The organism is Lysinibacillus composti, assembly GCF_016908465.1.
Taxonomy (GTDB): Bacteria; Bacillota; Bacilli; order Bacillales_A; family Planococcaceae; genus Ureibacillus; species Ureibacillus composti_A.
Genome location: NZ_JAFBDY010000002.1, coordinates 1 through 16,558, shown reverse-complemented (window position 1 = coordinate 16,558; position 16,558 = coordinate 1). Strand labels below are relative to the sequence as shown.

Here is a 16,558-nt window from a genome sequence, read left to right as displayed (position 1 = left end):
CCTCCGACTAATTGAATGCTAAGTTACTTCTGACGTATTGCCCCTTTGTTGCGCTTGTAAGTAGGTCTACGAATTCCCATTAATTCTTCTATATCTTTTCTGCTCATTTTCGAATCATTATTTCTTGAACGTCTCTTTTGCTTTCTTTTCTTTAAAGGCTTTTTCGAAAGGCCTTTCTCTACCAATTGCTCTTGAAGTGTTCTTGTCATAACCATCGCCCCTTTGCGCAAAATAAAGAGGACATCAAGCGTGAGAGTGCCCATTCTCTCAAACTTAATGTCCTCGGTTGTTCCGATAGACTTATAACTTTTCGCTATATTCATGTATAGCTCGAGTTGGCTTATTTGCCTCCCAGCTGATTATTGTTTTGCCGAAACCAGTTGCAGGTGCTTGTACTGCTTTCATTTCTCCATTCTTAACGACATAAACCCCATCTTTCAAATCTGCTACATGCTTGCCCATGCAATCACTCTCCTGATATAATCATAATGTCGTAGATTTAAGAGAGTGTATTTCTTAGTCGTAGCATTTAAGAGCTGCGACTTTTATTTTTTGTGGTAAAAATATTATAGTAGCAATTTAAGCCCTTTCTAATATATTGTGTTTTCTTTTGTGGTTGAGGAAAGTGTTTGTTATTTTAGACAATAATATTTACACACATCCTTATACCAAGTAAGCTTTCTTGCTATTTAATCTACATTGGCATCACCCCTTTTAAGTTAGAGTAAGTTTAGAAAACATTTGAACTAATGAACTCATAACATCTTTCAATTGTTTTGAAACCCTCGTGTAAATCATCATTTTCCACTTCGTAAAACTTATCTGTCTTGCGAATTCTTAATTCATCTATTTGAATTTCATCGTTTTCTTGCAGATTTGTAAGTAGGTTATAGACTGGATCGTCTTCTCTTCCGATGACTTCATAAACATTCATTTGTCCACCCAATTTTAAACCTCCTCAATTATTTCAACTTCTTAAGCTTTTTCTTCGAATTGTTGAGTTAGATATTTACTTTTTGAAGGTATTTTGTAGCAAAAGAACCGCTAAACCCTTTTAACATAATTACTGTATAATCGTGATTTGGATGGTGTTTAAATTCATCCGTTGCACAAGTCCATAGTATTCCATCGTATTTTTCTGCTTCTATGCAAGTGTGCATTACAACCTTATCGCCTTCTTTTAATGGTTTAACACTCATTACTATTCCACCTTTCATTTACTGCACAATATGGTTCAATTACGATGCTTCTTTTTTAATAGTTCCAAAAATTCCACCTGGTCTAGGATGGATTTTTCCGACTATATCCAAATCCATTGCCAACATCGTGACCTCTATTTGTTTTCGCTGTAGTACTCTTGCAATAATCACAATGCTGTATCCTTCATTCCATAATTCAATGAACTTTTCTACTTTTGCTTTGCTAAAAGAAAAATCAATGGATTCATGTTCGTCTTGTGTAAATAAAACGTACTTAGACATGTCTATCGCCTCAATACCCTGATAATTGTCGTTCGTGATTAATTTTATTTTTTTCTAAATAAGCATTTTCGACTTGTTCCCAAGTGAATCCTAATTGTTCACCTAATACGGTGAATTCCTTGAAAACCATTGAGTAAAATTCGAGACTTTGACACTCTTTGTCTCGTAAAAAAGCTAATATGCTCGAATATTAAATTGAATAGATCCACCACGTCTGTTTCTAGCGGCTTTTTATAAGGTAACAGGTACCTAAAGTTCAGGGTGTTACCAATCGATAATAAGAAGTGTAAGCAATCAACGTATTCTTCCAGTAAAAGATTTTCCCTTGCTACTTGGTCATTACTCCAAAACTTAAATCCTCGCCATTCGTTCGCACATTCACCTAATTCGACTTGTAATGCTAGGACCTTCTTTGACAAACGATTTTCGTCGTTTTGTTCTGGATGTTCTTTGGTAATGTGATAATCCAGTCCTGCTTGTATTTCAAATAACTTTGTTAGATTCATCGTTCTCCTCCTCGAATTCATTAATCGTACCAACTTTTACGAGAACGTTTTTACTGTATTTCCTTGCAGATGGCCTGGAATAAAATCTGATTGTTTTTTGTGATAAGTTAAGTTTCTCTGCAATTTGAGCGATAGTTCCTTCTGCTCGGATTTCCTCACCGTGGTACAAAAAGTAATAAGATAAATCCTTATTTTCTTTTAAGCATTTAATACCTAATGTATGGCATTTATTGAAAATCGATGGTTTGCTGCGGTTAAGCTTTTTAGCAATCTCTGAGTATGTCATTGCTTTATGATTTTCATATAAAAAGTTTATTTCGTTAAATCTCCATGGTTTAAGCACTCGTTTACCCGACATGTAATCCCTCCTTTTAAAAAGGTAAATCGTCTGGATCAAAATTGTTGTTACTATTTACATTTGAATTGTTGAACTGTCCGGGATTCCCAGATGTTTGAGTAAAACCACCTGGTTGACCAGGACTGTTTTGTGTAGGTTGGTAATTTTCGTGCGTGTTATCGCTTTTTGATGTGTTGCGTTCTAAATATTGAATACTATCGCAAACTATATCTGTTGTATAAACACGCTTTCCATCTTGTTCAAAGCTACCGGTCTGAATTCGACCTTCTAGTCCAACCAAATTACCTTTTTTCATGTAGTTTGCTAGATTTTCGGCCTGTTTTCTCCAAGCAAGGCAACTGATGAAGTCAGCTTCTCGTTCACCTTGTTGATTGGAAAATGTTCTGTTGACTGCAAGAGTAAACCTTGTCATCGGAACTCCACTTGGTGTATAGCGAAGTTCCGGGTCTTTCGTAAGTCTTCCAACTAATACAACTCTATTGATCATGCAATTTCTCCTTTTGTGACAGAAACAAATTTCCATCCATCTTTCTGAAGTGTTTTTGTAAGTGGTGAGAAGGCTGGAACAGTAATAGTCACCTCGATACCATATTCATATCTTCTAAACTGAACGAAATGGTGGAAATCTAATTTATGTACTTCTAGTTGTCGTTTTTGTTGTTTCATTCGTTTGCAAACCTTCCTCATGGCAACTGGTATACCGTTTTTATTCATTTGCATTGTGGCACCAACTTTCTAAGCGCCTCGAAATCTCGTTTGTCTAATGCGAGATCAATAGCATGTTGCTTATTCATATCTTCTAAACAAATGAATAGACTAGTCATATCTTGTCCTGCTCTATTTTTCTTATATTCAATCACTTCGTTTAGTACCAATCGTTTGAAAGTATCGATTTTCGCCAAACTCATGATATTAAAAGAAACCGTTGGGGCATTGTGATAAAGACAAGGAGCCATCATTAAATCGAAATCTTTAGTTATTAAATAATGTTCACCGTTAGTTTCTTTAACTTTAATTTGGAATTCTTTTACGTTATAGAATTCAACATCAGCTTCATTGGCTAACAACACAGCTTTAGGTTCAAATTTAAGGATAATTTTTTCACTGGATTCGCTTATTTCTGCTACTTTAAATTCGATTAGTTTCATTGCCCTCGCCCCTTTTTAGAGATTGTTATGCAACCTGTTCCTTTTCGCCCAAAAGGATGTAATAATTGCAAGCATCTTCTAAGGTGCTGAAATTCTTATGCTGTTGTAGCTTGTTCATCCATAATTCGAAAGAATCGTAGAATTGTTGTTCGCCGTAAGTTTGATAGTTTACCTGATTGAGAATCAGCATGTTGATGATGAATTCTTCGTTCATCATTCAGCCTCCAATCCCTTGCGAGCAATGTTATGAATACGCTCGTATGTTGGATTGAATTGCCCAAGGTTTTCTGTGATATCTGCAATTTCTTGTAATGCTGCAAACTGTTTTGCGTATTCTTCACGTAACTTTTTATTGTTCTCTTCAAACACAAGGATCATCTCGTTTAAAGCACGCTTTGATTTTTGCAATAATTCTTGGTGTTTGTCATCGCCAGTTTGCGCAAACCGAATTGCCCATGTTTCAACCATTTTTGTGTGGTCCATTCTGTTCCTCCCCTAAAAGCCTACGTTTTTTAATCGCTTGTCCTTTGTTTCTTTAAAAACAATTGATTGAAGATTTTTCATCATCCTGCTTATCAATTTTGGATCATACATATTAAGCAATTTTTCGCTTGCTAGATTAGTAGTTATTATTGTTGCTTTATCCTGTCTGGCATTGATGACAGCTCTTAAAACCCGACTTGTGAAATCAGATGCTTGCTTATCTGTATCAATGTTCCCTGTTTCAGCTCCTAAATCGTCTAATACCAAAAAGTCGACTTCACTTAACAAATCGATGAAATATTGCTCTGTATAAGGGCTTTCTTTATTGCTGAAGCTATTACGTATTTTTCGTAACATTTCATCGATATCAATAAATAGACAAGATGTATCTAAACCATTTAATTCTTTTAAGATGCTCATAGCTAAATGCGACTTCCCGACTCCTGGTTTACCGTTAAACCAGAGATTGAACTTTTGACCTTTTTTATATTTGTCTAAACATTTCATAGCTTCCGATTTGTTCGTATGTTCTTCTTGCGTTTTAACCACAAAACTCTTGAGGCTAGCTTTTAATAAGGTTTTGTCTTGAACAAGACTCTTTGTTTCAAGATTGTTTTGTTTTTGTTTTTCTAAATTACCGTGAATTTCCGCGTTTACTCTTTCGGCAAATTCATCGTTCATTCTTTCACATTCGCAACGAGGGCAAACTTCTTTTTCATTCACAATCATTTTTGAAATTTCGTGTATTTCACAAGAATTAGAAGTCCAATTTAACGCCGAATTCACTTTCTGCAGTGCGTTGTCTTTTTGGAGAGTTTCCTTTAGACTTTGCATCGTTTTTGGCCTCCTTCTTCAAGTAATGTTCGTAAGTGGTGATTCCCTTTTCAGTCTTCCAGTTACGTAAAATACCTTCAATATATTTAAAATTAGCTTTACCGTTTTCGTTAGCGATTCTAATAGCTTCAATGAATAACTGTGGATCTGGATAGAACTTTAGTAATTCATCAATTTTTCGATGCTCTGCAAAAGTAGAAGTTCGTATATTTTCATCAAAGTAGGTTCTAATTTTTACAAATCGAACATCTATTAGAGAAGAAGGAGAAGATTGACGACTACTCTTTTCTTTCTCTTCTTCTTTTTCTTTATCTATTTCTTTATCTATATCTATATCTTCTTCTCTCTCTGTTGCGTGACTGTCACGTGACATCGCGTGACCTATTTGCAATTGTTTTTCTTTTGCACGTTGTTTTTGTTTTCGGAGCCTATTTTGTTCTCTAACACGCTCCATTCCATCAATGTTTTGATGATTTTCCCAATTCTTTATGCGAATAACATCGTTTTCATCTATTTCAATCATTCCGTATCGTTTAAAAGTTTGAATCGCTAAACGAACGGTGTTAAGTGGTCTACCAAATATTGTAGACATTTCTTCAATGTTCATTGGAATGCTCTCGGTTAACATGATATAACCATTAGTATTCGCCTTGCCTGCAGACGCTAACAACTTGATCCATATCACGATGATTGTGTCAGCATCTGGCAGGGCCTCAATAAGTTTAATTTTGTCATTTTCGAACATGTCCGTTTTGAGCTTAATCCAAGTTATTTCAGCCATCGTGTCCTCCTAATCTACGATATATACTCGCTTCTTTTTATAGTTTGTGTTATAATAATCCTACGTTTGAGTTTGCTAAGCCGTTAATCGTGCCATCGATTAGCGGTTTTTTTATGCGAAAGTAATCCACCATTGAAGTGCGATAAACAGTCCGAATAATCCACCTAAGATACAAAAAATAAACCACCAGTAATCACTTCCATCTACTTCGTACCCATCATTAATTTCATCTTCTGTAAGAAGAAATGTTCTATCTAACCAACTCTTCATATCGTTTCACCACTTTCACTAATATGCCTTTCTTAGCTAGGTTCTCAGTTGTTATGTAAAATTTCTTTCGTTGTTCTAGCTTTTGTATGTGATTGATTGAATTTTGTAAGTCGCGACCTAAACGTGCAGCTTGCTGATATCTGCCTTCTTGCGTGTGCATCGAAATCATTTTGATAAGATCGTCAATGCAAGATTTTTCGCGAAAAATTTCATTATTTAATTGTGTTAAATCCATAATCCAAATCCTCCGATATACATTGGTGCTGTTTGCAATACCTGCATTGCTACATTAGTTAAATCCATACCAAACATCATGGATGCTGCATGAACTTCTGAATTTGTGACTCTAACCCAGTTCATAAAAGTTTGAATATCAATTAATTTTCTTCCACTCTCCAATTTGCTTACGCATGATTGAGTGACGTTTAATTTATCCGCTATCTCCTCTTGAGTCATTTTTTCTTTTTTCCGAAAGAACTTGAGCATCTTGTGATATTCCTGTGATATTTGCATTGTTATCACCCCTTTCAAATATTCCAAATTAGAATATATTCCGTCTTGGAATAGCAAGTTAACTTGAATGAGATTAAGATATTAATAGAGGTAATGCCTAACCTCCTAAAGTTGATTAACCCGACAATGCACCTGCCCGTGCTTATTGTTATTTCCATTCGTTCATTATGATTTCTTGAATTACTTTTGCAGTCGGTTCGGCTAGCCAAACACGTTTCCCTCTTGGTCCGAATTGACGTTGATAACGTTTAATCCGTGGATCGCAGAGTATATTTTCTTCCAGAAATGATTTTTTAAATGTAGTAGCTCGTTGAATATCATCAATTTCCCAGAATAGAATTTTTGGTCTTGAAGATTCCTGAATAAGTTCCACGATTTGTTGCTCCACTTTTTCTTTTGTGATTCCAGACATTTCGAGAAGTGTTTTAATTACTACACTTTCAGATGGTTGTTGCTGAATCATGAGGCCCCTCCTTTCAAAAGGCTGTTTGCCCAACAGCCTTCCTCTTCATTTGTAATTGATTCATTTCGTACCTCCTAAGCTAACTGTTTTTCATCCAACAGACACAATTTGTGTCCTTTGTGGCTAAAAAAAATTTCATCTACTGTTTTTTTGTAATAATCAGCAATTTTCTTAGCTAAATTTAAAGATGGTGTTCGGTCCCCTCTTTCTATAGCCCCTAACATTTGAGGTGTAATATTTAGTTTAGAAGCTACATCACTTCTTGATTCTTCACCTCTAAGTTCAATCAGAGTATTTCTACTGTTGTGCGAGGATTTCAAAAAATTTCACCCCTTCCCAGAAACATAATGTTTCCTCTTAAACATATATTAGCGGAAACATTATGTTTCTGTCAACCGTTTTAGGAAACTTTTTGTTTCCTTAGTGTACTCAATATGGAAACGCAGAGTTTCTACTTATATAATAATTTGTAGTGAGGTGAAACAAATGTTTGGTGATATTTTAGCTAAATTAAGGAAAGATCGTAAACTAAGCCAATATGATTTGGCTGAAAGAATGGGATTTTCAAGAGGACAAATATCAAATTACGAACAAGGTACTCGGCAACCTGATTTTGAGACCCTACAAAAATTTGCTGATTTTTTTGAAGTTTCAACCGATTATTTATTAGGAAGAAACAAGACTTCTGAGTTAGTGCAATCAAAAGAAGAACGAGATATAGCTAAACGCCTTGAAGCTTTTAAACAAGAAATTGAAAATAGTGATGGTCTAGCGTTCAATGGTGAACCGATTAGTGATGAAGCAAAGGAATCTCTGATTGAATCAATGGAACATATATTCAGACAAACCCAACGGATCAACAAGAAATATACACCTAAGAAGTATCGGGATGAGGAGAAATAACGAAAAATTTTAGGGTGGGATACTATGAAAGAAATAATTTATTTAGATACCGAAATAATGAATTCAATGCTCGCTCAATTGGATCAGGGGTTAGTTAATAACTTTTCCATGGAAAGCTCAAATCAAGAAACAACTGGAGAGGCAACACAGTCAACTAGACATTCTAGCGGAGGTTTAACCGCAGGAGTTAAAGTTTCAAGTGGTTTTTTACCTGGAGGTTCATTTCAACTTGGAGGGAAATCAGATGCTGGAGGAAATGAATCTGAAAGCTATACTACAACTTTTCTCGAAGGTCAAAAAGATATTTTAAATAAAGCATTCCACGATCATGCTTTAAACATTCTGATTAGTAAATTGGAGGATAATGAATTACTTATAAGAGGTACTAATGTAAACGAGGGGGATTTATTTCTACTAGATTCCCAATTTAAATTTTATGATTTTGAATTAATGAAAAAATCATTAAGCGCAGATTTTTTTGAAAAATTTATGTTGTTTGGAATTTCACCCGAAAATAAAATGAGTATTGAAGAAGCCAAAAGAATAACGGGAAAAAAGAATCACAATGCTCAAGAAAGACAAAAACTAGATGAAGCTAGAAAGATAGTAACAGCACATCAAATTATTTCGCCTATTATTAATGTATTTGATCAACTAAATTCTTTGGGTCATTTTGCATCAGAACTTCTAACAGATTTATCTTTAATTAAGGCAGATAAAAATATAGGATTATTGAAAAAAGATTGTTTAAGAGAGTCTGCTGAATCTTTATCGTTTAGAACAGATAATTCGCGAAATGCTAAAATGCTTTTACGTGTAATTGGTAAAAAGAATAATATTTTCGATGGCAACAGTGTCATGAAATTTGCTGAAAACGACATTGATATGTTTCCGAATATTATGTTAGACATTATTCTAGGTTCATTTAAGATCCTAGAAAAGAACGATGTTTTGGTTACTCCTATTGCTATTTATTACGAATAATATCGAAATGTTTACTTCTTTTACTTTTTTCATTAATGAATTCATCTGATTTTGCTGCCATTTTACTTCTAACCAGATTTGATCTAACACTATTTCTGGCTGCGATTTCATTGTATTCAGCTTGGAATTTAGAGAGTGTTCTTTCCGAATCTTTGATAGTGTTTATTGTTCTTTTAAACATAGCAAATCCTCTCCTTATCTTTATTATGTTTAGTTTATTCTAACATATGGGCTTTTAATCGAAAATAACTGGAAAAATGTTTGTTTTTGAAATGTGGTGAAATTATTGTGGTTAAAGAACAAAGTAACAAACTTAATTACTAAGTATCAAAGCAATAACCCATTCGAACTCTGCTCTCAGTTAAATATAAATGTTATCGAATGGGATTTACATCAAGAAATTAACGGTTATTACAAATATGACCGACGTAACAAGTATATAGTTATCAATCAAAAATTAGATGATGAGTGGAAAAAAACAGTTTGTGCTCATGAGTTAGGGCACGCAATTTTACATACAAGGTTGAATACCCCATTCATGCAACAGAACACATTATTTTCAGTTGATAAGGTGGAACGTGAAGCCAACCGCTTTGCTGCTGAACTATTAATTCCTGATGAAAGTTTCAGAGAATTAAACAACATTTACGAAATAGCTTCTTTACATAACGTACCAGTTGAACTGGTTCAATTAAAACGTGAGAAGCTTTTTTAACACACTAAAAAAGAACGTATATTCGCATTTTGAAGGGGGTGATGCAAAAACGATTGCTTAGATAAGCACCTGCCCGTGTATAAAGGAGCAATTGTAATGGCAAGAGAGAAATACAACAAAACAAAAAAAGATAGCATCTACTGGTATAAGGACAACGAAGGCAAAAAGAAATACGCTTACCGTTACAAATTTTATGATCAACACGGCAAACGTAGTGAAAAGTCATCCAGAAACTTCAATTCGATTGAAGAGTGTGAACGTGCATTAATTGAAGTTAAAGCAACAGTATTAAACGGCAACATAACTCAACTTGATAAAATGCAAATCACCCTATCAGAATGGTTCTCTATTTGGTTAGAATTAAAAAAGAAAAAAATTAAAGTATCAACATATTCACAATATGAATCTTTTTTTAGACTTTACTTAAATCCCCTTATTGGCCATCACAAACTAAAACATTTAACTAAAATGGTTGTGCAGCATGATTTAGTTGATGAAATGATTGACAGAGGATTGTCTGAAAAAACTATTCGGAATACTGTTACTACTTTAAATTCGTCGCTTATTGCAGCTGTCGAAGAAGAATTTCTAGATCGTCGCCGCTTTACAAGTTTAGATTACCGGGGCGCTAAACCAATACGAAAAATGGATACTTTAACAGAAGAAGAATTAAAACAGTTAATTATCCTAGCTAAAACGACCTGCAATATTTCTCAATACACAATACTTCTAACCATTGCTCAAACTGGAATGCGTAAAGGCGAATCTTTGGCTTTGTGTTGGAAAGATATAGACTTTGAAAATAACCAAATATCGATTTCAAGAACGCGCGATTATCAAAGTACACGGTCTGCTAAAACAAAAAACAGTATCCGTACGATTGATATGAATGACGAATTAGCTAAAGTATTAAGGAGATATCGTTCTTGGTGCATCGAAATTAAATTAACGCATGGGTATAAACTAAAAGAATCGGATTATGTATTTATATCTCGTTCAGGTGAACCAGTTTGCGATCACTATCCAAATTGGGCTTTAAATAAAATCATTGAAAAGCACAATTTCCGTGAGATTACTATTCATACCTTGAGACATACAGTTGCCAGTATTTTAGTCGGAAACGGTGTACCAGTTCCAACTGTTGCTAAAATATTAGGAGATACCATTAATGTAGTCAATGAGGTGTATTCGCACTCACTTGAAAGAAAAGAAAAAGAAGCAATAGAAATTTTGGGGAACATCGCAAATTTAAAATAAGAAATTTTTTTGATTTTGAAATTTGGGGTACAAAAAGGGGTACATGATTTCATGCACCCCTTTTAACCTCTATCTTTATAAGGTTTAGAGGAACCCTTTCTATGGTAACCAACCAACGTATATTAATCCTCATCGGAATATTATCTCGTATAAAAAGCTCACATACGATGTTTACTCATTTAAGTAGAACTTTATTCATGAGCATTAATAACACATTATTAGTATATCAAATTATTGATACTTTTCAACTATTCCAAAGTGATTTACGACGACCTTTATATGGAAACGTAGTCAATTTTAACGTCTTTCATGCATTTTCATTAACTCATTCCCAAGAAACTGCAACTTTTCTCCTATAGAACAGGATTCAATACAAAAACGATGAGCTCCTGATTTGCCACGGTTTGAGCGTAATACTTTTTTTATTGGACAATCAGTACAATAAGTGTCAGTCAGTTCATCTATATCTTTTATGACAGCATTCTTGTTCACAAAGCTCCCCCTTTTCGCAACATCTATCTATTTTACTATCGCGTTTTTTCATTTGTCAAAGTGATTTATCTAATATTCTAAAATTCATTTCTTAAGAAAATTAGCTACACATAAGCCTAGTGTCTTTTTTTAAATAGTTATTACGTTATAATATGCTTACAACTACCAAATTTTATTTTAAAGTAGGGATGCAATTTGTTGGAAGTATATATTGATGGCGCAAGTGCAGGTAATCCAGGACCAAGCGGAATAGGAATTTTTATTAAAGGCGAAGGCCACTCTGTGAAAATCAGTGAATACATTGGTGAAACAAATAACCATATTGCAGAATTTACTGCATTAATTCGAGCATTGGAAGAAGCAAAAAAGCTTAGCACGAATTTAATTTCTATACGTTCTGACTCTAAAATTGTAGTTACTTCGGTTGACAAGCAGTATGTCAAGAGTGAAGAGTATAAGCCGTATCTGGAACAAGCTTTAAAATTAGCTGAAGAATTCAGTTTGTTTTTTATAAAATGGATTCCCGATAGCCAAAATAAAGCTGCCGATGCCCTTGCCCGAGAAGCCATTCAAAAAAAGGGGTTGTGATCTTCATCACAACTCCTTTTTTAAGAATTAAATTGTACTTTGTATGTGTTTTCTTTTACTTTTCTTAAACAAGACAAAATAAATACATGCAGTTACAGCCATTAATAAAGCAGAGATGGAATAGATAGAATCATAATCCACCCAAATAACTAATAATCCTAAAACATAAGAACCAAGTGCAACTCCCAAGTCAAACAACGTAAAATATGTTGCTGTTGCATAACCACTTCGGACATGTTCTGCAGATTGTACTGCCAAGGATTGGAAACTTGTAGTCAATGCACCATATCCAGCCCCCACTAAAACGGCAGAGCTTAAAAATAATATAGCTGAACCATTAGCTAATGCAATACAAATTAATCCTAAAATATAAAATAAAAACCCGGGCACAATCACATATTGTGAACCCTTTTGGTCATACAATTTGCCAATTAGAGGTCGTGTAATTAGCATTGCCGCAGCATAAACTACGTAAAACCAACTAGCAGTGGTTAGTAGACCTTGCTCTTCTGCATAAATGGATAAAAATGATAAGATACTCGCATAAGAAATTCCAACTAATCCTGCAATACCTGCAATAGGCAGAGCCTTTTTCTCAAATAAATCATTAAATGTAAACTTAAAAGAACGCTCTACCTTTTCAGGTTTAGTTAAATCATCTGTTTTAATAGTAGTAGCTAGTATGCCTCCTACAAAAACTGCAATACATAAAACTGAAAATAATACATCAAAACTTAAATGCTGAATGAGAAGAATACCAATAAAAGGGCCAAGTACTACAGCTAAGTTATTTGACATTGTATAATATCCAAGCCCCGTTCCTTTTCGATTTACAGGAACAATATCTGCCGCCAACGATCCCCCAGCCGTTGTAATAATGCTAAACCAAATTCCATGGAAAAATCGTAAAACTAAAAGCAACTCAAAGGGTAAATCAATTATGTATAGTATTGAACATAAAAAGTAAAAAACAAGGCTGATGATTAGCAACCTCTTTTTACCATACATATCAAGCATTTTCCCACTAAATGGGCGAACGATTATAGCAGATAGTAAGAATACTGTCGCTAACAGTCCCGCTTCTTGATCCGACTGTTTTAAAGCTCCAATTGCATAAAGAGGGAGCGTTGTCATTAAACTATAAAATGAAAGAAAAACGGCCATGTTCATAAGAAATAAACAATTAAACCGTTTAGTAAAGATTTGTTTATGCGTATCCAAGATGCTCCACCTTTCTAGTAAAATTCAAATAGAATAATATTAATCTTTGAACAACGATTCATTATATTCCTTTTAGATAATATTGTAAATGTCTGTTGCATGAAAAAAAGTTACTAAAATTAAATTTATTTTAGTAACTTTTACCATTATTTTTTTATTTCAGTTTGTTCAACTTTATTTAATAAAGCTCCAATAGCTCCTGAAAATCCACTATTTTTCAAGAAAATCGGTTTATGTTTCTTTAGGTGTGTATAGTTTCCAATCACTTTCTTTAAATGTTCATTATTTGTTAATGTTGAACCAATATATACGATATGATCCGCATTGTTGTGTTCAGCAAATTGAATACTTAAAGTTGAAATCACTTCCCCAACCAAAGCTTGAATCGTCGCTAATAAATCATTTGTTTCATATCTCTTAGGATCCTTTAAAATACTAACCATTCCGAAATTACTAGCTGTTAAGTGTGGTTCAAGTTCAATAGGTACATCAATGCCTTCAAAAATGTCTTTTACAAAAAGATCGATAGAATTACGATCTCCAGAAGCCGCTTTAGCGGTAATTTCATTGAAGTCCAAAATGCCTGTAATTAATGCAGAAAGACCCGTTAACGTCCCTCCTCCAATACCTGTACCCCCAACTCGCACGTAGGAATCGCCTTCCATGTAATGAATCGATGTACCTGATCCGATATTCGTAATAATGCCCCTTTGAAGATCGAACCCTTCTTTCTTTAACAAATGACAAACACCTTTAAATGTTGCTTCGAATTCTACAACATATTCAATGGATTTCATCGTTTTCAGTACAGATAATAACTGCTCTGTACGTCCACCTGTTAAGCCAATCTCCTCTATTTGGGGATTACTTTCAATCCAATCTTTTACTAAATTAAAGTTATTAGAAGGGAAAAGTTTAAATTCAAATTCCTGTTGGTCATTTAAATAAACCAGTTTTGTTAATGTGCCCCCTGCATCAATACCAATAACATTTTGCATAAACTGTCTCCTTTATCTACCATTCTAAACTTCAATTTCTTACTCACTCTTTATACCAACTTCGAAATTATCAGTTTAGAAACTATTAAAACTTGGAAATCTTTACAAACTCATATAATCTGCACTAACTATTATACTCCGACTTCTTCTTTTATAAAAAGATTTCGTTTGTCGAATTCTACAACAATATCATGCTTAAATTCTTGTAGAAGTTTACGTATTTTTGATTCATATCTATTAACCGATTGTCCATTCAAAGTAAATAGACTTACCGCTTCTTCACTATTTAGTAGTTTTTGCAATGTCATTGCTTCTATTTTTGGTATAACACAATGATGTAGTCGATGGATTCGTGATAATTGACGCATTCCAGAACGTGTAATTAATACTTTTTCATTTAGTTGACTTACATATTCTTTGATAAATTTCTCCACTTCAGGATCTGACTCAATCACTATTTTTTGTATGATTTGTTCTTCTCCATTCTCTGCAACCTTATTTTCCTCACGCACTTCAAATGGTAAACACTTATACATTGTTTTTGTAGATTGGATAGAAAGATTTGATGGTTCAACAGTACCATTCAAATAAGTAATACACAATTCAAAATCATTGTCCCTTTGACGAAACTCACTTAAAAGAAGAATAAATTTATTCGTTTTTTGCTTTTCAATAAGTTCTTCGCCATTTAATACCTCAAAGATCTTTAATAGGCTAATAGCATCGGCTAGGGCACGGTGTTGCGTATTCACTGTTATTTCTAATTCAGTTAATAAACCTAATAAGCTAGGATGATTTTTTAATTGATACTCAATCATATATTTCTGTTGAAAATCTATCATCGGGTATAAAAATTCGCTATTTATTCGATAACGAGCGCATTCATCCTCCATTACTTTTCGATCGAAGTCACCAAAAGTAATAAAAATTGAATCGTGCCCACACCATTTTTTAAACATCGCGATCACTTCTTTAAAAGATGCTGCTTCTTGTAGCTCTTCTGTCGTAATTCCTGTTAATTCATGTATAAATGAACTCAATTTTTTAAATTTATACGGCTGTACTAGTTGTGAAAACGTTTCAATCGTTCCGTTTGGAAACAATTTTACAGCCCCGATTTCAATAATTTGCTGTTTTCCTCGAATTAACGCAGCTTCAACATCTATAAAAATATACGTTTTCTTACGTACCAACATCTTCACCACTACTTTCCTAATCAAATGAGCCTTAGCACCAACTTCTCCGGTCCTTAAATAATGCCTTTGACTGACATTCTTAATCTACTACTCTCATTGTAACGAATTTTAGACTTAATTAACACGTGAATGTCATAAAAACAGTAAACTGTTTATCAAATGCACCTTTGCTGAAGAATGCTAAAAAAAATTCTTCCCGATCATTTCTGTAGTTTCTATTTTAATTTTTTTGCAAATTAAGGTACGATTATATGTAATGGAATGAATGGAGGAAGAAATTTAATGAGTAATAAAGATCTCCAAAAAGACGCTATGCGAGTTCTTAAAGAAACAAGCCGAACTTTTTATATCCCCATAACCTTTTTACAAAAAGAACTAAAAATGGCTGTTTCAACCGCTTATTTAGCCATGAGGGCAATTGATGAAATAGAAGATCATGATACATTAAGTAATGATGTTAAATTCGACATATTAACTGAAGTAAGCAATCTACTAAAAGCATCGAGCTTTGATGAAAATGAATATTTAAAAATACTTGAGCCTATTAAAGATATCCTACCTGAAGTAACTCTTCGTTTAGGCGATTGGATTCGCTTAATTCCAGATGGTGCAGAGAAAATTGTCACGAATGCAACGAGTGAAATGGCTTTTGGAATGGCAAAATGGGCAAAAGCAAATTGGCAAGTTCATACTCGTGAAGACTTAGACGAATATACATATTACGTTGCAGGTCTCGTTGGAGTCATGTTATCAAATTTATGGGAATGGAATACTGGCATGAAAACTAATCGAGATTTGGCAATCGGATATGGCCGAGGATTACAAGCAGTCAATATTTTACGTAATCAAAAAGAAGATCTAGCTGAGCGTGGTGTAAGTTTCGTACCAGATGGTTGGACTCGTGAAGATTTATTTGCTTATGCTGAGGAAAACTTGGACAAAGCAGACCGCTATATGAAAGATATTAATAAAAAAACCATTTTATTATTCTGTCGTTTACCACTTGCTTTAGCCCACAAAACGCTAAATGCATTAAAAGATGGTAAGGAAAAAATGACACGTGATGAAGTAGAAGAAACAGTAAAAGAAATTCAAGTCGATTAGATTCACTTATTTAAGCCGTGGACAGGATGTGGGCCAAAACTCTTTTAGGAACTGCTAACATGCAATCTCCACAAGAAAATTTGCCCAGGAGTAAAAGACTTACAAAAGATTCATAAAGCTTCACTCTAAATAGTTTAAAAAATGCTCTTCTATATTATGAAGAGCATTTCAGATTGTCGACAAAAGGCCTTCAGAATGGTTTCATTCTGAAGGCCTTTTGTCTTTTTGAGATTTTCCGGGTATTTTTCAGTCTTATTTTAAAC

Annotated in this window: 31 protein-coding genes; 6 read left to right on the top strand and 25 right to left on the bottom strand. The window is 34.0% G+C overall.

The window, feature by feature from the left end; genetic code table 11:
- Nucleotides 1–23: 23 nt before the first annotated feature.
- The 20 genes from JOD29_RS03960 to JOD29_RS03870 form a co-directional block, all read right to left on the bottom strand.
- Nucleotides 24–209: a hypothetical protein gene (locus tag JOD29_RS03960; protein ID WP_124763178.1), complete on the bottom strand. Its 186-nt coding sequence runs from the start codon at nt 207–209 to the stop codon at nt 24–26.
- A 91-nt stretch (nt 210–300) separates the two neighbouring features.
- A complete protein-coding gene (locus tag JOD29_RS03955) occupies nt 301–462 on the bottom strand; it encodes a DUF3954 domain-containing protein (RefSeq protein ID WP_124763180.1) in 162 nt (53 codons plus the stop codon).
- 268 nt (nt 463–730) lie between these two features.
- Nucleotides 731–946 (bottom strand): hypothetical protein, encoded by a 216-nt coding sequence (locus JOD29_RS03950; RefSeq protein WP_124763182.1) that lies wholly within the window; start codon nt 944–946, stop codon nt 731–733.
- Nucleotides 947–1,001: 55 nt separating this feature from the next.
- Nucleotides 1,002–1,199, bottom strand: a complete 198-nt coding sequence (locus tag JOD29_RS03945; protein WP_124763184.1) for a hypothetical protein — start codon at nt 1,197–1,199, stop codon at nt 1,002–1,004.
- A gap of 39 nt (nt 1,200–1,238) precedes the next feature.
- Nucleotides 1,239–1,481: a hypothetical protein gene (locus JOD29_RS03940; RefSeq protein ID WP_124763186.1), complete on the bottom strand. Its 243-nt coding sequence runs from the start codon at nt 1,479–1,481 to the stop codon at nt 1,239–1,241.
- Nucleotides 1,482–1,491: 10 nt separating this feature from the next.
- Nucleotides 1,492–1,611 (bottom strand): dUTP diphosphatase, encoded by a 120-nt coding sequence (locus tag JOD29_RS20710; RefSeq protein WP_338088272.1) that lies wholly within the window; start codon nt 1,609–1,611, stop codon nt 1,492–1,494.
- Nucleotides 1,580–1,987, bottom strand: coding sequence for a dUTP diphosphatase (locus JOD29_RS03935; RefSeq protein ID WP_338088271.1), 408 nt, complete (start codon nt 1,985–1,987; stop codon nt 1,580–1,582). The genes JOD29_RS20710 and JOD29_RS03935 overlap by 32 nt, the downstream gene beginning before the upstream one ends.
- The gene (locus tag JOD29_RS03930; protein ID WP_124763188.1) at nt 1,965–2,345 is read right to left on the bottom strand and encodes a helix-turn-helix domain-containing protein; all 381 of its coding nucleotides are present in this window, start codon (nt 2,343–2,345) and stop codon (nt 1,965–1,967) included. Before JOD29_RS03930 ends, JOD29_RS03935 begins: the two co-directional genes overlap by 23 nt.
- A 13-nt stretch (nt 2,346–2,358) precedes the next feature.
- Nucleotides 2,359–2,832, bottom strand: a complete 474-nt coding sequence (gene ssb, locus JOD29_RS03925; RefSeq protein ID WP_124763190.1) for a single-stranded DNA-binding protein — start codon at nt 2,830–2,832, stop codon at nt 2,359–2,361.
- Nucleotides 2,829–3,059: a hypothetical protein gene (locus tag JOD29_RS03920; protein WP_205101628.1), complete on the bottom strand. Its 231-nt coding sequence runs from the start codon at nt 3,057–3,059 to the stop codon at nt 2,829–2,831. The genes ssb and JOD29_RS03920 overlap by 4 nt, the downstream gene beginning before the upstream one ends.
- Nucleotides 3,056–3,493, bottom strand: a complete 438-nt coding sequence (locus tag JOD29_RS03915; RefSeq protein ID WP_124763194.1) for a hypothetical protein — start codon at nt 3,491–3,493, stop codon at nt 3,056–3,058. The genes JOD29_RS03920 and JOD29_RS03915 overlap by 4 nt, the downstream gene beginning before the upstream one ends.
- Before the next feature lie 25 nt (nt 3,494–3,518).
- A complete protein-coding gene (locus tag JOD29_RS03910; RefSeq protein ID WP_124763196.1) occupies nt 3,519–3,707 on the bottom strand; it encodes a hypothetical protein in 189 nt (62 codons plus the stop codon).
- Nucleotides 3,707–3,976, bottom strand: coding sequence for a hypothetical protein (locus JOD29_RS03905; protein WP_124763198.1), 270 nt, complete (start codon nt 3,974–3,976; stop codon nt 3,707–3,709). The genes JOD29_RS03910 and JOD29_RS03905 overlap by 1 nt, the downstream gene beginning before the upstream one ends.
- A gap of 12 nt (nt 3,977–3,988) precedes the next feature.
- On the bottom strand, nt 3,989–4,699 hold the full coding sequence (locus tag JOD29_RS20380) for an AAA family ATPase (RefSeq protein ID WP_205101627.1): 711 nt from the start codon (nt 4,697–4,699) through the stop codon (nt 3,989–3,991).
- A gap of 34 nt (nt 4,700–4,733) precedes the next feature.
- On the bottom strand, nt 4,734–5,591 hold the full coding sequence (locus tag JOD29_RS03895; RefSeq protein ID WP_124763202.1) for a phage replisome organizer N-terminal domain-containing protein: 858 nt from the start codon (nt 5,589–5,591) through the stop codon (nt 4,734–4,736).
- A 111-nt stretch (nt 5,592–5,702) separates the two neighbouring features.
- Nucleotides 5,703–5,861, bottom strand: a complete 159-nt coding sequence (locus tag JOD29_RS03890; protein ID WP_158610518.1) for a hypothetical protein — start codon at nt 5,859–5,861, stop codon at nt 5,703–5,705.
- Nucleotides 5,842–6,096, bottom strand: a complete 255-nt coding sequence (locus tag JOD29_RS03885) for a hypothetical protein (RefSeq protein ID WP_124763204.1) — start codon at nt 6,094–6,096, stop codon at nt 5,842–5,844. The genes JOD29_RS03890 and JOD29_RS03885 overlap by 20 nt, the downstream gene beginning before the upstream one ends.
- Nucleotides 6,087–6,347, bottom strand: a complete 261-nt coding sequence (locus JOD29_RS20575; protein ID WP_275579632.1) for a helix-turn-helix domain-containing protein — start codon at nt 6,345–6,347, stop codon at nt 6,087–6,089. The genes JOD29_RS03885 and JOD29_RS20575 overlap by 10 nt, the downstream gene beginning before the upstream one ends.
- Nucleotides 6,348–6,522: 175 nt before the next feature.
- Nucleotides 6,523–6,837 (bottom strand): hypothetical protein, encoded by a 315-nt coding sequence (locus JOD29_RS03875; RefSeq protein ID WP_124763208.1) that lies wholly within the window; start codon nt 6,835–6,837, stop codon nt 6,523–6,525.
- Nucleotides 6,838–6,911: 74 nt separating this feature from the next.
- The gene (locus JOD29_RS03870) at nt 6,912–7,157 is read right to left on the bottom strand and encodes a helix-turn-helix transcriptional regulator (RefSeq protein WP_239585556.1); all 246 of its coding nucleotides are present in this window, start codon (nt 7,155–7,157) and stop codon (nt 6,912–6,914) included.
- A gap of 166 nt (nt 7,158–7,323) precedes the next feature.
- Between JOD29_RS03870 and JOD29_RS03865 the strand changes: the two genes are divergently transcribed.
- Together JOD29_RS03865 and JOD29_RS03860 are read left to right on the top strand one after the other, a co-directional pair.
- On the top strand, nt 7,324–7,740 hold the full coding sequence (locus JOD29_RS03865) for a helix-turn-helix domain-containing protein (protein ID WP_124763210.1): 417 nt from the start codon (nt 7,324–7,326) through the stop codon (nt 7,738–7,740).
- Nucleotides 7,741–7,764: 24 nt separating this feature from the next.
- A complete protein-coding gene (locus JOD29_RS03860; RefSeq protein WP_124763212.1) occupies nt 7,765–8,724 on the top strand; it encodes a DUF6414 family protein in 960 nt (319 codons plus the stop codon).
- Here the strand turns inward: JOD29_RS03860 and JOD29_RS03855 are convergent.
- Nucleotides 8,708–8,905, bottom strand: a complete 198-nt coding sequence (locus JOD29_RS03855; RefSeq protein ID WP_124763214.1) for a hypothetical protein — start codon at nt 8,903–8,905, stop codon at nt 8,708–8,710. The two genes, JOD29_RS03860 and JOD29_RS03855, sit on opposite strands and share 17 nt — an antisense overlap.
- A gap of 93 nt (nt 8,906–8,998) precedes the next feature.
- Between JOD29_RS03855 and JOD29_RS03850 the strand changes: the two genes are divergently transcribed.
- The gene (locus tag JOD29_RS03850; protein WP_420844540.1) at nt 8,999–9,439 is read left to right on the top strand and encodes an ImmA/IrrE family metallo-endopeptidase; all 441 of its coding nucleotides are present in this window, start codon (nt 8,999–9,001) and stop codon (nt 9,437–9,439) included.
- Nucleotides 9,440–9,535: 96 nt separating this feature from the next.
- On the top strand, nt 9,536–10,696 hold the full coding sequence (locus JOD29_RS03845; RefSeq protein ID WP_124763216.1) for a tyrosine-type recombinase/integrase: 1,161 nt from the start codon (nt 9,536–9,538) through the stop codon (nt 10,694–10,696).
- A gap of 297 nt (nt 10,697–10,993) precedes the next feature.
- Here the strand turns inward: JOD29_RS03845 and JOD29_RS03840 are convergent, their stop codons facing one another.
- A complete protein-coding gene (locus tag JOD29_RS03840; RefSeq protein WP_124763218.1) occupies nt 10,994–11,188 on the bottom strand; it encodes a zinc-finger domain-containing protein in 195 nt (64 codons plus the stop codon).
- Nucleotides 11,189–11,383: 195 nt separating this feature from the next.
- Between JOD29_RS03840 and JOD29_RS03835 the strand changes: the two genes are divergently transcribed.
- A complete protein-coding gene (locus JOD29_RS03835; protein ID WP_124763220.1) occupies nt 11,384–11,776 on the top strand; it encodes a ribonuclease HI family protein in 393 nt (130 codons plus the stop codon).
- Nucleotides 11,777–11,803: 27 nt separating this feature from the next.
- On the opposite strand, the gene JOD29_RS03830 is transcribed toward JOD29_RS03835, so the two are convergent.
- The 3 genes from JOD29_RS03830 to JOD29_RS03820 form a co-directional block, all read right to left on the bottom strand.
- Nucleotides 11,804–12,997: an MFS transporter gene (locus JOD29_RS03830; RefSeq protein WP_239585555.1), complete on the bottom strand. Its 1,194-nt coding sequence runs from the start codon at nt 12,995–12,997 to the stop codon at nt 11,804–11,806.
- A gap of 146 nt (nt 12,998–13,143) precedes the next feature.
- Entirely contained in the window at nt 13,144–13,995 is an 852-nt protein-coding gene (gene coaW / locus JOD29_RS03825) for a type II pantothenate kinase (protein WP_124763222.1), read from the bottom strand.
- A gap of 131 nt (nt 13,996–14,126) precedes the next feature.
- Nucleotides 14,127–15,191 (bottom strand): 3'-5' exonuclease, encoded by a 1,065-nt coding sequence (locus tag JOD29_RS03820; protein WP_124763224.1) that lies wholly within the window; start codon nt 15,189–15,191, stop codon nt 14,127–14,129.
- 282 nt (nt 15,192–15,473) lie between these two features.
- Between JOD29_RS03820 and JOD29_RS03815 the strand changes: the two genes are divergently transcribed.
- Complete coding sequence (locus JOD29_RS03815; RefSeq protein WP_124763226.1) at nt 15,474–16,295, top strand: squalene/phytoene synthase family protein; 822 nt, start codon at nt 15,474–15,476, stop codon at nt 16,293–16,295.
- Nucleotides 16,296–16,558: the final 263 nt, after the last annotated feature.

Coding starts and splice junctions, on each gene's coding strand:
- JOD29_RS03960 (WP_124763178.1), bottom strand. CDS start 209: ATGACAAGAACACTTCAAGAGCAATTGGTAGAGAAAGGCCTTTCGAAA.
- JOD29_RS03955 (WP_124763180.1), bottom strand. CDS start 462: ATGGGCAAGCATGTAGCAGATTTGAAAGATGGGGTTTATGTCGTTAAG.
- JOD29_RS03945 (WP_124763184.1), bottom strand. CDS start 1,199: ATGAGTGTTAAACCATTAAAAGAAGGCGATAAGGTTGTAATGCACACT.
- JOD29_RS03940 (WP_124763186.1), bottom strand. CDS start 1,481: ATGTCTAAGTACGTTTTATTTACACAAGACGAACATGAATCCATTGAT.
- JOD29_RS20710 (WP_338088272.1), bottom strand. CDS start 1,611: ATGGTTTTCAAGGAATTCACCGTATTAGGTGAACAATTAGGATTCACT.
- JOD29_RS03935 (WP_338088271.1), bottom strand. CDS start 1,987: ATGAATCTAACAAAGTTATTTGAAATACAAGCAGGACTGGATTATCAC.
- JOD29_RS03930 (WP_124763188.1), bottom strand. CDS start 2,345: ATGTCGGGTAAACGAGTGCTTAAACCATGGAGATTTAACGAAATAAAC.
- ssb (WP_124763190.1), bottom strand. CDS start 2,832: ATGATCAATAGAGTTGTATTAGTTGGAAGACTTACGAAAGACCCGGAA.
- JOD29_RS03920 (WP_205101628.1), bottom strand. CDS start 3,059: ATGAATAAAAACGGTATACCAGTTGCCATGAGGAAGGTTTGCAAACGA.
- JOD29_RS03915 (WP_124763194.1), bottom strand. CDS start 3,493: ATGAAACTAATCGAATTTAAAGTAGCAGAAATAAGCGAATCCAGTGAA.
- JOD29_RS03910 (WP_124763196.1), bottom strand. CDS start 3,707: ATGAACGAAGAATTCATCATCAACATGCTGATTCTCAATCAGGTAAAC.
- JOD29_RS03905 (WP_124763198.1), bottom strand. CDS start 3,976: ATGGACCACACAAAAATGGTTGAAACATGGGCAATTCGGTTTGCGCAA.
- JOD29_RS03895 (WP_124763202.1), bottom strand. CDS start 5,591: ATGGCTGAAATAACTTGGATTAAGCTCAAAACGGACATGTTCGAAAAT.
- JOD29_RS03890 (WP_158610518.1), bottom strand. CDS start 5,861: ATGAAGAGTTGGTTAGATAGAACATTTCTTCTTACAGAAGATGAAATT.
- JOD29_RS03885 (WP_124763204.1), bottom strand. CDS start 6,096: ATGGATTTAACACAATTAAATAATGAAATTTTTCGCGAAAAATCTTGC.
- JOD29_RS20575 (WP_275579632.1), bottom strand. CDS start 6,347: ATGCTCAAGTTCTTTCGGAAAAAAGAAAAAATGACTCAAGAGGAGATA.
- JOD29_RS03875 (WP_124763208.1), bottom strand. CDS start 6,837: ATGATTCAGCAACAACCATCTGAAAGTGTAGTAATTAAAACACTTCTC.
- JOD29_RS03865 (WP_124763210.1), top strand. CDS start 7,324: ATGTTTGGTGATATTTTAGCTAAATTAAGGAAAGATCGTAAACTAAGC.
- JOD29_RS03860 (WP_124763212.1), top strand. CDS start 7,765: ATGAAAGAAATAATTTATTTAGATACCGAAATAATGAATTCAATGCTC.
- JOD29_RS03855 (WP_124763214.1), bottom strand. CDS start 8,905: ATGTTTAAAAGAACAATAAACACTATCAAAGATTCGGAAAGAACACTC.
- JOD29_RS03845 (WP_124763216.1), top strand. CDS start 9,536: ATGGCAAGAGAGAAATACAACAAAACAAAAAAAGATAGCATCTACTGG.
- coaW (WP_124763222.1), bottom strand. CDS start 13,995: ATGCAAAATGTTATTGGTATTGATGCAGGGGGCACATTAACAAAACTG.
- JOD29_RS03820 (WP_124763224.1), bottom strand. CDS start 15,191: ATGTTGGTACGTAAGAAAACGTATATTTTTATAGATGTTGAAGCTGCG.
- JOD29_RS03815 (WP_124763226.1), top strand. CDS start 15,474: ATGAGTAATAAAGATCTCCAAAAAGACGCTATGCGAGTTCTTAAAGAA.